This is a genomic window from Roseococcus sp., from assembly GCF_965227005.1.
Taxonomy (GTDB): Bacteria; Pseudomonadota; Alphaproteobacteria; order Acetobacterales; family Acetobacteraceae; genus Roseococcus.
This window is the reverse complement of the sequence record NZ_CBDDFJ010000007.1, coordinates 1-13,315: the sequence shown is the minus strand read 5'-3', so window position 1 is coordinate 13,315 and position 13,315 is coordinate 1. Positions and strand designations below refer to the sequence as shown.

Genomic DNA, 13,315 nt, shown 5'->3' with positions numbered 1-13,315 from the left:
TTGTTCTTGTTCTCTTGCAGGAACGGTAGCAGCGCGGGAGGGCGCAGGCAAAAGCCTCAGTGCATGATGTCGCCGCCATTCGGCGAGAGGCAGGCGCCGCAGTAATAGCTGCCGCCCGGCCCCGCGAGCAGCACCGCCGTCGCCGCGATTTCCTCCGGCAGGCCGAGCCGGCCCAGCGGCAGGCTCGCCGAGATCCGCGCCTTCCATTCCGGCCCGCGATTGGCCGTGAGATCAGTCTCGATCGGGCCCGGCGCGATGGCGTTCACCAGCACGCCGTGCGGCCCCGCCTCGAAGGCCAGCGAGCGCGTGAAGCCGAGGATGCCGCCCTTGGCCGCGCAATAGGTCGTGAGCCCCGCCGAGCCCTTGAGCGCCAGCTGCGAGGCCATGTTGATGATCCGCCCGCCGCCGCGCGCCACCATGCCCGGATAGACGGCCTGGGCCATGAAGAACATGCCCTTCATATGCACGTCGAACATCCGGTCGAACTCCGCCTCGGAGACCTCGCCGAAAGGCGTGCGGATGTTGATGCCGGCATTGTTGAGCAGGATGTCGCAGGGGCCGAGCGCGGCCTCGGCAGCGGCGGCGAAGGCCTGCACCTGCGCGACCTTGCCGACATCGGCCTCCATCTGGAAGGCGCGCCGGCCCATGGCCTCGATGGCAGCGACCACGGCCTGGCCCTCGGCCTCGTCCCGGTAATGGCAGAGCGCGACATCCGCGCCGGCCTCGGCGAAGGCGAGTGCGCTGGCCTTGCCGATCCCGCGGCTGCCGCCGGTCACATAGGCGATCTTACCGGAAAGGCTCATGCCCCAAGGCTCCTCATGGTTCTGGCGAAGTTTTCGCGGATCGTGCCCTCGCGGATGTGGCGGCCGCTTTCCACCACCATCCGCCCGCCGACGGCGACGCTGCGCACCATCCGGTCGGCCGGGCCGAAGACCCAGGCGTCGAGCAGGCCGTCGCCCGCGCGGCCGACCAGCGTGGGATGCTCGTCATCCAGCTCCACGAGATCGCAGCGCATCCCCACCGCGATGGCGCCGAGCGGCACGCCACAGGCTTGCGCGCCGCCGGCGAGCGCGCGCTCCAGCAGGGCGCGGCCGGGATGCGGGCGCGCCTCGTCGGTGGCGACGCTGCGCAGCTCCAGGGCCAGGCGCTGGCTCGTCTCCAGCTGGCGCAGCTCGGCGGCGGGGTCGGTGCCGACGTGGCTATCGGTGCCCAGGCCGAGCACGCCGCCGGCCGCGAGATAATCCGGCAGCGGGAACACGCCGTCGCCCAGCGAAGCCTCGGTGCTCGGGCAAAGCCCGGCGACGGCGCCCGTCGCGGCCAGCTCGCGCGTCTCGGTCGCGCTCATATGGGTGGCGTGGATCACCACCCAGCGGCGGTCGATGGGGCAGTGGCGCAGCAGCCATTCGACCGGGCGCAGGCCCGTGGCGGCCAGGCATTCGCCCACCTCGCGCTCCTGCTCGGCGGCGTGGATGTGGATCGGCGCGTCGAGTGCGGCCATCGCCTGCAGCATCTGTGGCGTCACGGCGCGCAGGCTGTGCGGGGCCACGCCCCAGGCGGCGTTGCGCTGCCTCGCAGCGGTGGCCTTCACGCGCTCCAGGATGTCGAAGAAGCCGTCGAGGTCGTTGAGGAAACGCCGCTGCCCGTCATGCGGTGGCGCGCCGAAGATGCCGCCATGGCGGTAGAGGCTCGGCAGCATCGTAACGCCGATGCCCGTCGCCTCGCCGGCCGCGAAGAGGCGCTGCGCCATCTCCGAGCGGTCCGCATAGGGCGCGCCGTCGGGCGCGTGGTGCAGGTAGTGGAATTCGGCCACCTGGGTGAAGCCGCGCGAGAGGCATTCGGCATAGAGCATCGCGCCGATGGCCTCGGTATCCTCGGGCGAAAGCGTCAGCGCGAAGCGGTACATGGTCTCGCGCCAGGTCCAGAAGCTGTCCTGCCCGGCCGGGCTGCGGCGCTCGGCCCCGCCGGCCATGGCGCGCTGGAAGGCGTGGCCGTGCAGGTTCGGCACGCCCGGGATCACCGCGCCGCGCAACCGCCGGGCGTCTCCCGCCGGGACGTCGGGCGTGACCGCCGTGATGATCCCCGCCGCGTCGCAGGTGACCAGAACGTCGCGCCGCCAGCCCTCGGGCAGCAGCGCCTGGGCGGCCAGGAATTCCGGCATGGGGAACCTTTCGCGTGACGTCCGCGCGAACATCGCGGCCGCCCCCGGACCGCGCAACCCCGTCCCTGCTGACATCGCGCGCGCGCCGACCCTATCCTGCCGCCATGAAGCACATCCTCCAGGCCGGACAGGCCCGTCTTGCCGATCTGCGCGCCGTCCGCGACGGCGCCGCCCTCGAACTCGCCGAGGGCTGGGGGATCGACGTCGCCGCCGGGCTCGAGACGCTGCGCCACGCCCTGGCCAGCGGCGAGCCGCTCTATGGCGTGAACACCGGCTTCGGCAAGCTCGCCTCCACGCGCATCCATGAGGGGGAGCTGGCGAAGCTCCAGCTCAACTTGCTGCGCAGCCACGCCGCCGGTACGGGCGAGAACCTGCCCCGCCCGGTGGTGCGCCTCGCCTTGGCGCTGAAGGCGATGTCGCTGGCGCGCGGCGCCTCGGGCGTGCGGCCGGAGATCATCGAGACGCTGCTCGCCTTGCTGGCGCACGACATGCTGCCCGACGTGCCGGCCCAGGGCTCGGTCGGCGCCTCGGGCGACCTGGCGCCGCTCGCGCATCTGTCGCTGGTGCTGATCGGCGAGGGCTCGGCCACCGATGCCTCGGGCGTGCGGCGCGACGGCGCGGCCGCGCTGCTGGCGAGCGACCGCCTGCCGGTCGTGCTCGGCCCCAAGGAGGGGCTGGCGCTTCTGAACGGCACCCAGGTCTCGACCGCCCTCGCGCTGGACGCGCTCTTCCGGGCCGAGGACCTGCTGCGCGCCTCGCTGCTGACCGGCGCGATGAGCGTGGATGCCGCCCGCGGCTCCGACACGCCCTTCGACCCGCGCATCCACGCCCTGCGCGGCCAGCCCGGCCAGATCCGCATCGCCGCCGCCCTGCGCGGGCTGCTGGCCGGCAGCGCCATCCGCGAGAGCCATCGCCATGGCGACGTCCGCGTGCAGGACCCCTATTGCCTGCGCTGCCAGCCCCAGGTGGCCGGCGCCTGCCTCGACCTGATGGAGCAGGCCGCGCTCACGCTGGAGCGCGAGGCCAATGCCGTCACCGATAACCCGCTGCTGGTAGAGGGCGGCGAGCTGCTTTCGGGCGGCAATTTCCACGCCGAGCCGGTGGCCTTCGCGGCCGACACCCTGGCGCTGGCGATCGCCGAGATCGGCGCCATCGCCGAGCGGCGCATCGCCCTGCTGACCGATCCCGCGCTCTCCGGCCTGCCGGCCTTCCTCGTCCAGGCGGGCGGGCTGAATTCCGGCTTCATGATCGCCCAGGTGACGGCCGCCGCTTTGGCCAGCGAGAACAAGTCCCTCGCCCATCCGCGCAGCGTGGACAGCCTGCCCACCTCGGCCAATCAGGAGGACCATGTCTCCATGGCCACCGGCGCTGGGCTGCGGCTGCGCCCCATGCTGGACAACCTGCAGGGCATCCTCGCCATCGAGCTGCTGGCCGCGGCCCAGGGCCTGGAATTCCACCGCCCGCTGACCAGCTCCGCCCCCGTCGAGACGGCCCATGCCGCGCTGCGCGAGCATGTCGCGCCCTGGGACGAGGACCGGCTGATGGCGCCCGACATCGCCGCCGCGCGCAAGCTTCTGGCGGGCCAGCGCCTGGGCGCGCTGGTGCCTTTGGCATGAGCTTCGATCGCGTCTGGACCAACGCGAATCTCGCGACGATGCGCGACGACGCGCTTGGCTTGGTCGAGGATGGTGCGATCGCGGCGAAGGACGGGCGCATCGCCTGGGTCGGGCCGCGCGCGGCACTGCCCGCGCATTCCGCGCCCGTCACCGATTGCCGGGGCGCCTGGATCCTTCCCGGGCTGATCGACTGCCACACGCACATGGTTTTCGGCGGCAACCGCTCGGGCGAGTTCGAGGCGCGGCTGGCCGGCGCCTCCTATGAGGAGATCGCGCGCTCGGGCGGCGGCATCCTGTCCACCATGCGCGCCACCCGCGCCGCGAGCGAGGAGGCGCTGGTCGCCGCCGCTTTGCCCCGCCTCGACGCCCTGCTGCGCGAGGGCGTGACCACCGTCGAGATCAAGTCCGGCTATGGGCTGGAGCTGGGCGCGGAGCTGAAGCAACTGCGCGCGGCCCGCGCGCTGGAGGGCGAGCGCGCGGTCGGCATCGTCACCAGCCTGCTCGCCGCCCATGCCGTGCCGCCGGAATATGCCGGACGCCCAGGCGAATATGCGCGCCACGTCGCGGAGGAGATTTTGCCGCGCGCCGCCTCCGAGGGCCTGGCCGATGCGGTGGACGCCTTCTGCGAAACCATCGCCTTCACCGCCGAGGAAACCACTCTGGTCTTCGAGGCCGCCAAGCGCTGCGGCCTGCCGGTGAAGCTGCATGCCGACCAGCTCACCGATGGCGGCGGCGCGGCGCTGGCGGCCCGCTTCGGTGCGCTCTCCGCCGACCACATGGAGCGCTCGAACGCGGCGGGCATCGCCGCCATGGCCGCCACCGGCACGGTGGCCGTGCTGCTGCCCGGCGCGACGCTCACTCTGCGCGAGACGCATTTCCCCGACATCGCCGCGATGCGCGCGACGGGCTGCCGCATGGCCGTCTCCACGGACATGAACCCCGGCTCCTCGCCCGCGCTGTCGCTGCTGCTGATGCTCAACCTCGCCTGCACGCTCTTCCGCCTGACGGTCCCCGAAGCCCTGCTGGGCGTCACCCGCCACGCCGCCGCCGCGCTCGGATTGAAGGATCGGGGCATGCTCGCCGAAGGGCTGCGCTGCGACCTCGCCTTCTACGCCGTCGAGCGGCCGGCGGAGCTCTGCTACTGGCTCGGCGGCAATCCCTGCACGGGGCGCGTCGTCGCCGGAGAAGCCGCATGACCTTGGCCGAGATAGAGGCGATCCTGCATGCGGGCGTGCCGCTCGGCGCCGAATGGGGCGTGCGGCTGCTGGAGGCCTCGCCGGGCTATGCGAAACTGGAACTGCCCTCCAGCCCGCGCGTTCTGCGCCCGGGCAACACGGTCTCGGGCCCCGCCATCATGGGCCTCGCCGACATCGCCATGTGGGCGGCGCTGCTGGCCGGCACCGAAGGGCGCGACGAGAGCCTGACCACCGCGATGAACGTGAACTTCCTCCGCGCCTGCGGACCGGGGCCGATCATCGCCACCGCGCGCGTCCTCAAGGGCGGCGGGCGCACCATCTTCGGCGAGGTTCTGGTGACGCGGAAGGACAGCGACGAGGTCGCGGTCCACATCACCACGAGCTGGGTCAGGACGAAGCCAAGGACGCCCTGAGCCGCGCCAGAATCGCGTCGATCTCGCCGTCGCGCAGCGGGACCAGCTCGAAGACGAGGTCGCCGGCTTCGGCCGCCTGGTCGATCGTCCAGATCGAAGGACTGCCGTGCCGCAAGGCCTTCGCCAGCGCCACGGCCCGCGCCGGCGCCATGCGAAGCCTCGCCCGCGCGAAGGGCAGTCCGGTCGGATCCGGCTCGGCCTCGGCAAGGAGGCCGGGCAAGGCCTTCGCTCCGTCGAGAAAGCGCGCCAGCTTGCGCTCCTGCTCCGCCGCCCAGGCCGCGGGGTCCAGGGCCTCGCGCTCGGCGAGGGCGGCAAGGATGCCGGCCATGGCCTCCTTGCTCGCCTTCATGGCACGGCCGATGCCCTTCTCCTGCGCGCGCACCGCGGCGACGAGGTCACTCCGGCCCATCACCAGCCCCGCCGTCGGAGCCGCCAGATACTTCTGGGCGCTCACCAGCAGAAGATCCGCACCCGTCCCGAGCAGTTCGGGAATGCGCCAGTCCTGCGCGGCGCCGTCCAGGATCACCGGTACGCCGCGCGCATGCGCCTGAGCCACGGCCGCCGCGAGATCGATGGGCTCGCCGCGCGTCAGGCGGGACGAGACCAGCAGCAGAGCCCCGGTGGCCGGATGGTCCAGCGCCGCAGGGAGGTCTTCCGCCAGCACCGGCGTCGCGCCCGCCAGCCGGATCGCCTGCTCGATCGGATGGCCGTAGTTCACGGCGTGGCCCGCCGGCAGCACCACGCGATGGAGCATCCCGCGCGTGTCCGGAAGCGCCGCGATCCGCGCGGGATCGGAACCCGCCATCACGGCGGCGACCGCGAGCGTGATCGCCGCGGCAACGCAGTGGGTCACCGCACCGGCCTCGGCGCCCGAGAACCGCGCGATCCGCCGGCCGGTCTCGGCGTGCAGATCGTCCATGACCACGAAGTCCGAGAGCGCGGCCGCCACCGCCGAACCGACCGCGGGGGAGGAGCGCGAGACGCCGAGCGGCGTGAAGGTCCCGCGCGCGTTGATCAATGGCCTCATCGCGCGCTCCTGGCTGTCGATGACGAGTGTCTCAGGCCACCCGCCGTCCGGTAAAGAGGATCGCCGCCAGCATCCCGGCGAGCGAGAGCGTCGCGCCCAGCGCCTTCACCAGCCCGATCGGCTCGGCCAGCACCACGGCCGAGAGGATCAGCCCGGCCACGGGCACGATGACCGAGAGCGTGCTGGCCCGCGTCGCGCCCAGCATCTCCACGCTGCGGGCGAAGAGCAGCATCGCCACGCCGCCCAGCAGCACGCCCTGGGCGATGATCATCCAGATGACGAGCTCGGTCGGCAGGGCGAAGAAGGCCTCGGCGCGGTAATAGAGGAACAGCGGCAGCACGAAGGGCGCGGAGACCATGGTGACCGCCGCCGTCGCCGGAATGGCCGGCACCTGCCAATGGCGGATGAGGATGGTGAAGACCGACCAGGTGATCCCCGCGCCGACCAGCATCAGGTCGCCGCGCCAGGCGCCCGGATGCGCGCCCAGCCCGTCCCAGCCGATGATCAGCACGCCCGCGAGCATGACGCCCAGCGCCGCCGCGCGCCCCGCCGTCGGCCTCTCGCCCAGCAGCCACCAGGCGAGGAGCGCGCCGGCGACCGGCGAGATCATGGGCGCGATGGTCGCGCCATGGGTGGCGGGCGCGAAGCGAAGCGCCATCGCGAAGAGGATCAGGTTGCCCGCGCCCGCGCAGCAGAACAGCGCCAGGATGCGCCGCCAGCCCAGATGGCGCATGGCCGCGCGGTCGCGCCAGACCAGCGGCAGGAGCAGCAGCGAGGCCGGGATATAGCGGCAGAAGAGGATGTCCAGGACCTCGAAGCCCTGCCCGACGAGGGCGAGCCGCGCCACCACCGCATGTCCGCCCCAGATCACCGAAGCGATGGAGCCGAGCAGCAGGCCAAGAAGGATCTTGGGATTGAGGTTCAGCACGGTGCGGGCATCGAGCGCCCACCCTCGGCAAGCGGCCCCGCGCCGTCAAGCGCCCGGAAGCGTTTACGCCAGGATGAGGTTCACCCCATCCGCGAATTCCGCGAAGGGCACGCCGTAGACATGGATCGACATCGCGACCTCGGACGAGCAATTGGCGATGCGGTGGATCACGTCGGGGCTGGCCGGGCCGTGGCTGATGTCGCCGCGGCGGCGCAGATGGGCGGCCGAGAGCTGCGGCGGCGCGCCGGGGGTGAAGAAGTGCTCGCTCAGCACGCCCTCATGCACGCCGAGCGCGCACCAGGTGTGGTGGGCATGGACCGGCGACATCTGGCCCGGACGCCAGACCAGGGCCACCACCGCATAGCCGTCGCCCTCCTCGAGCAAATGACGGATGTAGCGATCGGGATTGCAGGGACAGTCCTTGCCGGCCAGCAGGCCGGGATCGTCCAGATGCGGCGCGATGGCCTCGGCCACGGCACGGTCCCGCCCGGCCAGCGGGGTGCGGGCGGCGATGCGGATATCGGCCAGCATCGTGTCGAGCCGCGTGAGGGGGGCCATCATGTTCATATTGCGGTCCTCGCATCGGGGGCGGTCAGCGCGGCCAGCACCATCCGGCGGCTGGCGGATACCTGTTCATGCATGATCCGCGCGGCGTCCTCGGCGCGGCCGAGCGCCAGCGCCTCCACCAGCGCGTGGTGCTCATGGGCCATCTCGCCCGTGCGGTCGCGCGGGCGCAGGCCGAGGACGAGCATGCGCGTGCTCTCGTCCAGCAGCCGGTCGAGCTGGCGGGCGAGGCGCGCATTGCCCGCGAGTTCGGCGATGGCGACGTGGAAGGCCTTGTTGGCGTCGAGGAAGCCCATGGCGCTGTCCTCGTCGCCGCAGTCGTAGCCGGCGGCACAGACGGCATCGAGGCGGGAGAGCATGGCATGGTCCACCCGGCCCGCCGCGCGGCGGGCGGCTTCGGGCTCCAGCATCAGCCGGAGGTCGAAGACCTCATGGATGTCGCGGATGGTGACGAGGCTGACCATCCAGCCCCGGCGCGGCACGGCGGTGACCAGGCCCTCCTCGGCGAGGCGCGCCAGGGCGGCGCGGACCGGCGCCTTGCCCAGCTCCAGATGCTGCGCGACCGCGCCCTCGGAGACCGTCTCGCCCGGCGCGAGGCGCGCGGAAAGGATGTCGCGCCGCAGCTCGGCGACGGCGCGCTCGGTCAGGGAAGGCGGGGCCTCGAGGGTGGTCTGCAGGGACATTCGCTGAGGGCGATCCGTAACATGTCAGTGCAGTTGTACGACTCACCGGCGTGGTATGGCAAGCCAATTATGAGGCGGAAGCAAGGATTTCCGCGGCTGGCCCGGCCATGCCGGCGTCGGAATGCCCGACTCCGGGCACGGTCGCGAGCGTCCAGCCGAAGCGGACGCCATAGCGCGTGGCGGCCATCCGCGCGGCCGCGAAAAACGCCTGGCCGCGCTCGAAACGGGTCGTTCCCTGGCGGTCCGAGCTGGCATCCCGGCGCAGGGCCGGATGGTTCGGATCGGTATCCGCCTCGCCCAGCAGGATCGTGACGGGGCGGGTGAGCGCGGCGCGCAGCCCCGCCTCGGTCGCCGCGCAGTCGCCGAGCCCATAGGGAAAGGCGATGCCGAAATCGGGCCAGGAGTACCAGCCCGCATTCGCGATCACGAGGCGCGACACGCGCGGCGCGCCGGTCAGCAGCAGATAGCGATGGACGAATTGCGCCCCGGCCGAATGGCCATAGAGCGCGAAGGGCGCCGGCGGGGCCTCCACGGCGCGCAAGGCCGCGGCCACGGCGCGGTCGAGCGCGAAGAAGGTCCACTCGGCCTCCGGCGCGCGGGCATTGCCGAGGTTGTAGTAGCGCGCGCCGGGAAACTGCGCGGCGGAGAAATGCGGGCAGATCAGAAGGAAGCCCTGCGCCTCGGCATGGGGCGCCCAGGCATCGCGGTAATTCGCCGCGTCGCGCCGCAGCCCGTGCTGCACGGCGACGACCTTGCCGCCGGGGCGCCAGGCGGCCGGCCGGTAGAGTTCGACCGTCATCGGACCCGGCGCCGCGCCGCTCGGCTCGTCGAAGGCGATCCGGGAACGCCCGGCTGGCAGCGCCGCCCGCGCGAGGCCCGGGGCCATCAGCCCTGCCAGGAGCGCGCGGCGCTGCATCTCAATCCACCGAGGCGCCGGAGCGGCGGACGATCTCGCCCCAGCTCTCGACGTCGCGGCGCTGGATCGCGGCGAAGCCCTCGGGCGTGTAGACGGGCGGCAGGCCGATGCCCTGGTTGTCGGTGAGCCAGTTCGCGAATTCGGGATCGCGCAGGACCGTGGTGAAAGCGCTCGAGAGCTTCGCCAGGATCGGCGCGGGCAGGTTCGCCGGGCCGAAAATGCCGTACCAGGTCGTGCTGACGAAGCCGGGGAGGTTGCAGGCCTCGGCCATGGTCGGCACGTCGGGCAGCGAGGCCATGCGCTGGGCGGTGGACACCGCCAGGCCCCTCACCTGCCCCTGCCGCATCGCGCCCATGGCGGGGCCCGACTGGTTCAGGAAGTAGTCGACATCGCCGCCCAGCAGCGCCGTCTGCGCGCCGGGCTGGCCACGATAGGGCACGTGCGTGACGTCGACATTCGCCGCCATGGCGAATTGCGCGCCCGCTAGATGCGTGGAGGCGCCATTGCCCGTCGAGGAGTAGTTCAGCTTTCCGGGATTGGCCCGTGCGGCCCGCAGCAGGGCGGCGCAATCCGTGTATTCCGGATGACGCTCGGGGCTGACGGTGAGGATATTGGGCACGTCGCCGAGATGCGAGATCGGCGTGAAGTCACGGATCACGTTGAAGGGCAGCGTGCGGTAGAGCGTCTGGTTGATCGCATGCGTGCCGGCCGTGCCGAAGTAGAGCGTGTAGCCGTCCGGCCGCGACTTCGCGACGAAGTCCGAGCCGATATTGCCGCCGGCGCCGGTGCGATTGTCGGCCAGGATGGTCACGCCCAGGACGCGGCCCAGCGGCTCCAGCATGCGGCGGGCGTAGATGTCGATACCCGAGCCATTGGGGAACCCGCTGTAGATGGTGATCGGACGGTTCGGGAAGGCGGCGTCCTGGGCCCGGGCCTCGAAGGTCGTCAGGGCGGGGGCGGCGAGCGGCAGGGCCAGCAAGGAACGGCGGCGCATTAGCGGGTTCTCCAAAACATGAGTCGCGCGCAGTCTAGGCGCGGTCGATTCAGAGGGAAATCATGGTGGGCACGATCGCGCGGGGCGGCAAATCAATTTATGGCGCGCCGCTTGGCATTCTGATGCTGGAGGCTCGTTTTCCGCGCATCCTCGGCGACATGGGCAATGGCGAGACCTGGCCCTTCCCCGTTCTGTTCCGCGTGGTGCGCGGCGCCTCTCCGAGCCGGGTGGTGGAACAGGGCGCGGCAGGGCTGCTCGACGCCTTCGTGGAGGCGGCGCGGGATCTGGTCGATCTCGGCGCCGAGGCCATCACGACGAATTGCGGCTTCCTCTCGCTCTTCCAGGCGGAGATGGCGGCGGCGGTGAAGGTGCCGGTCGCGACCTCCTCCATGATGCAGGTGCCCTGGGTGCAGGCGACGCTGCCGCCGGGCAAGCGCGTGGGCCTCGTCACCGTGAACAGCGCGAGCATGACGCGGCAGCATCTGGAGGGTGCGGGCGTGCCGCTGGACACGCCGGTGGAGGGCACGGAAAGCGGGCGCGAATTCTTCCGCGTGCTGATCCGGGCCGAGAAGCCGGACTTGGATATCGACCTCGCGCGGCAGGACATCCTGGATGCCGGCGCGCGGCTGGTCGCGAAGAATCCCGATCTCGGCGCGATCGTACTGGAATGCACGAACATGCCCCCCTATGCGGCCGATCTGGCCGAGGCGACGGGACTGCCGGTCTACGACATCTATTCCATGATCTCGTGGTTCCACGCCGGATTGCGCCCGCGCCGCTGGTGATCATTTGCCTGGGCGGGGGGCGAGACCCCGCGTCCCGTCCAGGTAGATCTGCGGAACGATATGCGGCCAGGGCGTCTGCGGCTCCCCGGGGTGGCAATCCGGGCGGAGGGCGCCGCAGTCCCAGCGATGCGCGTCGGGCCGCCCGGTCATCGTCCCGCTTTGTTCGAAACGGCAGCGGCAGAGCCGGCCGTCGAAGCAGGCGGTCATCCCCTCGCGCAGGCCGTTGCAGACCGGGACCTGCGCACAGGCCGGGGCAACGAGCATCAGCAGGATGAGGATCGCCGGCATGCCGCGATGCTGCGCGGCGAATGGTTAATACAAGAAAAAGGCCCCGGACGTTTCCGTCCGAGGCCCTCGAAAGCCCTGCCGTGAGGCCGGCTTTACTTCATGCCGACAGCCTGGCGGCCGCGCTGGCCGTCACGCACGTCGAGCGAGACCTTCTCGCCCTGGGCGAGGTCGGTGCGACCCGCGCGCGTCAGGACGGAGGAGTGCAGGAACACGTCCTGGCCGCCGTCCTCAGGCGTCACGAAGCCGAAGCCACGCACCTGGTCGAACCACTTCACGGTGCCGTTCAGCGGATAGACGGGGCCGGTGCCCTCGTCGAAGTTGCGACGGGGACCACGGTCGCCGCCACCACCACCGCCGCCGAAGCCACCGGGGCCACGCGGGGCGCCGAAGCCACCGCCGCCGCCCGGGGGACCGCCGAAGTCGCGACGCGGGGGACCGCGATCACCGAAGCCGCCCGGGGCGCCGAAGTCACGGCGCGGGGGACCGCGGTCACCGAAGCCGCCCGGAGCGCCGAAATCACGACGCGGGGGACGATCGCCGAAGCCACCGCCGCCACCCGGGGGGCCACCGAAGTCACGACGAGGAGGACGATCGCCGAAGCCGCCGCGCGCACCGCCGCCAGCGCCGCCGCCGGGGCCGCGCTTCAACTCGGTGATGCGCGTGACAAGCCGACGACCCTGACGGTCGGAGCCGATCTCGCAAACGAGGATATCATCGGTGTCGGGCTGGTCGATCCCGGCATCGGTCAGAGCGGAAGCGTGGAAGAACACGTCCTGCCCGTCCGGTCCAAGCACAAAGCCGAAACCCTTGCGGCCGTTGTACCACTTGACCTTGGCCTCGATCAGGCCGGTGTCGCCGCCCTCAGGCGCATAATCGTCAGACACGTCTCTCTTCAATCCACGCTAGTGTTCTCGGCCGAACGGGATGCTGGGCGAGTGATTCAGCATGGCACCCCTGGGGAAGGAATGCACGCGAAAACATCAAGTGAACCTGCGCGGTGAATAAGGCCCGGGCGGAATGGGCGCAGAAGTGCCCGAGAGCAGAGCCGTAACGAGCGCCGCGCTGCGCGGCGCCGCCACCAAGCCTACATGCCCGTGACCAAAGCAATGCAGGATATCGGGGCTGGCGGAGGACGGACCGATGCACGGGAGCCCATCCGGCATCGAGGGGCGATGGCCCATCCAGACCTTGATCCGCTCGGCCGGAATCGTGCGCGGCAGGCCGGGGAAGTTGCGCAGCAGGTGGTCGCGCAGGATTTCCGCCCGCTTCCAGTTGGGCGCGGCCTCGAGGCCGGCGATCTCGACCTGGCCGGCCACGCGCAGGCCCGCCCGGGTCATGGTGATGCTCATCTTGCCGTCCGAGGGCATCATGGGCGAACGCGGCCCGGCCTCGGGATCGGCGATGACGGCGTGATAGCCGCGCTCCGTCTCCAAAGGCAGGTTGTCGCCGGCCTCGCGCGCCAGGGCCTTGGAATAGGCGCCGGCGGAGATCACCGCGCGGTCGGTCGAGACCTCGCCCTGATCGGTGACCACGGCCTTCAGGCGCCCGGCCTCGATGCGGAAGCCCGTGGCGCGGGCGACCACGCGCTTCATCCCCTGGGCCTGGGCCTGGGCCACGAGCGCCGCGACATAGGCGCCGGGATCGGTGCAATGGCCCCCCTCCTCGATCAGGAGACCGAACTTGTAGCGGCGGTCGAGGTCGGGCTCGCGCTGCCGCAGTTCGTCCTCGCCGATCTCCAGCCACTTCA

Annotated in this window: 15 protein-coding genes; 4 read left to right on the top strand and 11 right to left on the bottom strand. The window is 71.5% G+C overall.

Annotated elements, in window-relative coordinates:
• Positions 1 to 56: 56 nt before the first annotated feature.
• Both ACO057_RS03365 and ACO057_RS03360 read right to left on the bottom strand, forming a co-directional pair.
• The gene (locus ACO057_RS03365; RefSeq protein WP_421988939.1) at positions 57 to 803 is read right to left on the bottom strand and encodes an SDR family NAD(P)-dependent oxidoreductase; all 747 of its coding nucleotides are present in this window, start codon (positions 801 to 803) and stop codon (positions 57 to 59) included.
• On the bottom strand, positions 800 to 2,158 hold the full coding sequence (locus ACO057_RS03360; RefSeq protein ID WP_421988938.1) for a formimidoylglutamate deiminase: 1,359 nt from the start codon (positions 2,156 to 2,158) through the stop codon (positions 800 to 802). The genes ACO057_RS03365 and ACO057_RS03360 overlap by 4 nt, the downstream gene beginning before the upstream one ends.
• Positions 2,159 to 2,262: 104 nt before the next feature.
• Between ACO057_RS03360 and hutH the strand changes: the two genes are divergently transcribed.
• From hutH to ACO057_RS03345, 3 genes are read left to right on the top strand one after another with little or no spacing between them, the layout of a single operon-like run.
• Positions 2,263 to 3,774 carry a histidine ammonia-lyase gene (hutH, locus tag ACO057_RS03355; RefSeq protein ID WP_421988937.1) on the top strand — a complete coding sequence of 504 codons (1,512 nt, stop codon included), beginning with the start codon at positions 2,263 to 2,265 and terminating at the stop codon, positions 3,772 to 3,774.
• On the top strand, positions 3,771 to 4,970 hold the full coding sequence (gene hutI, locus ACO057_RS03350) for an imidazolonepropionase (protein WP_421988936.1): 1,200 nt from the start codon (positions 3,771 to 3,773) through the stop codon (positions 4,968 to 4,970). Before hutH ends, hutI begins: the two co-directional genes overlap by 4 nt.
• A complete protein-coding gene (locus ACO057_RS03345) occupies positions 4,967 to 5,383 on the top strand; it encodes a PaaI family thioesterase (protein ID WP_421988935.1) in 417 nt (138 codons plus the stop codon). The genes hutI and ACO057_RS03345 overlap by 4 nt, the downstream gene beginning before the upstream one ends.
• On the opposite strand, the gene ACO057_RS03340 is transcribed toward ACO057_RS03345, so the two are convergent.
• From ACO057_RS03340 to ACO057_RS03315, 6 genes are all read right to left on the bottom strand, one after another.
• On the bottom strand, positions 5,358 to 6,410 hold the full coding sequence (locus ACO057_RS03340; RefSeq protein ID WP_421988934.1) for a hypothetical protein: 1,053 nt from the start codon (positions 6,408 to 6,410) through the stop codon (positions 5,358 to 5,360). The two genes, ACO057_RS03345 and ACO057_RS03340, sit on opposite strands and share 26 nt — an antisense overlap.
• Before the next feature lie 31 nt (positions 6,411 to 6,441).
• Positions 6,442 to 7,338, bottom strand: coding sequence for a DMT family transporter (locus ACO057_RS03335; RefSeq protein WP_421988933.1), 897 nt, complete (start codon positions 7,336 to 7,338; stop codon positions 6,442 to 6,444).
• Between the two features lie 63 nt (positions 7,339 to 7,401).
• Complete coding sequence (locus tag ACO057_RS03330; RefSeq protein ID WP_421988932.1) at positions 7,402 to 7,899, bottom strand: cysteine dioxygenase; 498 nt, start codon at positions 7,897 to 7,899, stop codon at positions 7,402 to 7,404.
• 2 nt (positions 7,900 to 7,901) lie between these two features.
• The gene (locus ACO057_RS03325) at positions 7,902 to 8,585 is read right to left on the bottom strand and encodes a GntR family transcriptional regulator (protein ID WP_421988931.1); all 684 of its coding nucleotides are present in this window, start codon (positions 8,583 to 8,585) and stop codon (positions 7,902 to 7,904) included.
• 67 nt (positions 8,586 to 8,652) lie between these two features.
• Positions 8,653 to 9,501 (bottom strand): hypothetical protein, encoded by an 849-nt coding sequence (locus ACO057_RS03320; protein WP_421988930.1) that lies wholly within the window; start codon positions 9,499 to 9,501, stop codon positions 8,653 to 8,655.
• Between the two features lies 1 nt (position 9,502).
• Entirely contained in the window at positions 9,503 to 10,495 is a 993-nt protein-coding gene (locus tag ACO057_RS03315; RefSeq protein ID WP_421988929.1) for a Bug family tripartite tricarboxylate transporter substrate binding protein, read from the bottom strand.
• Positions 10,496 to 10,557: 62 nt separating this feature from the next.
• Here ACO057_RS03315 and ACO057_RS03310 point away from each other — a divergent pair, with 62 nt between their 5' ends.
• The gene (locus tag ACO057_RS03310) at positions 10,558 to 11,280 is read left to right on the top strand and encodes an aspartate/glutamate racemase family protein (RefSeq protein ID WP_421988928.1); all 723 of its coding nucleotides are present in this window, start codon (positions 10,558 to 10,560) and stop codon (positions 11,278 to 11,280) included.
• On the opposite strand, the gene ACO057_RS03305 is transcribed toward ACO057_RS03310, so the two are convergent.
• The 3 genes from ACO057_RS03305 to ACO057_RS03295 all read right to left on the bottom strand — a co-directional run.
• Complete coding sequence (locus ACO057_RS03305) at positions 11,281 to 11,568, bottom strand: hypothetical protein (protein WP_421988927.1); 288 nt, start codon at positions 11,566 to 11,568, stop codon at positions 11,281 to 11,283.
• Between the two features lie 92 nt (positions 11,569 to 11,660).
• Positions 11,661 to 12,452 (bottom strand): cold-shock protein, encoded by a 792-nt coding sequence (locus ACO057_RS03300; protein ID WP_421988926.1) that lies wholly within the window; start codon positions 12,450 to 12,452, stop codon positions 11,661 to 11,663.
• A 96-nt stretch (positions 12,453 to 12,548) separates the two neighbouring features.
• Positions 12,549 to 13,315, bottom strand: a 767-nt coding sequence (locus tag ACO057_RS03295) for an NAD(P)/FAD-dependent oxidoreductase (protein ID WP_421988925.1), incomplete at its 5' end; no start/stop codon positions are given.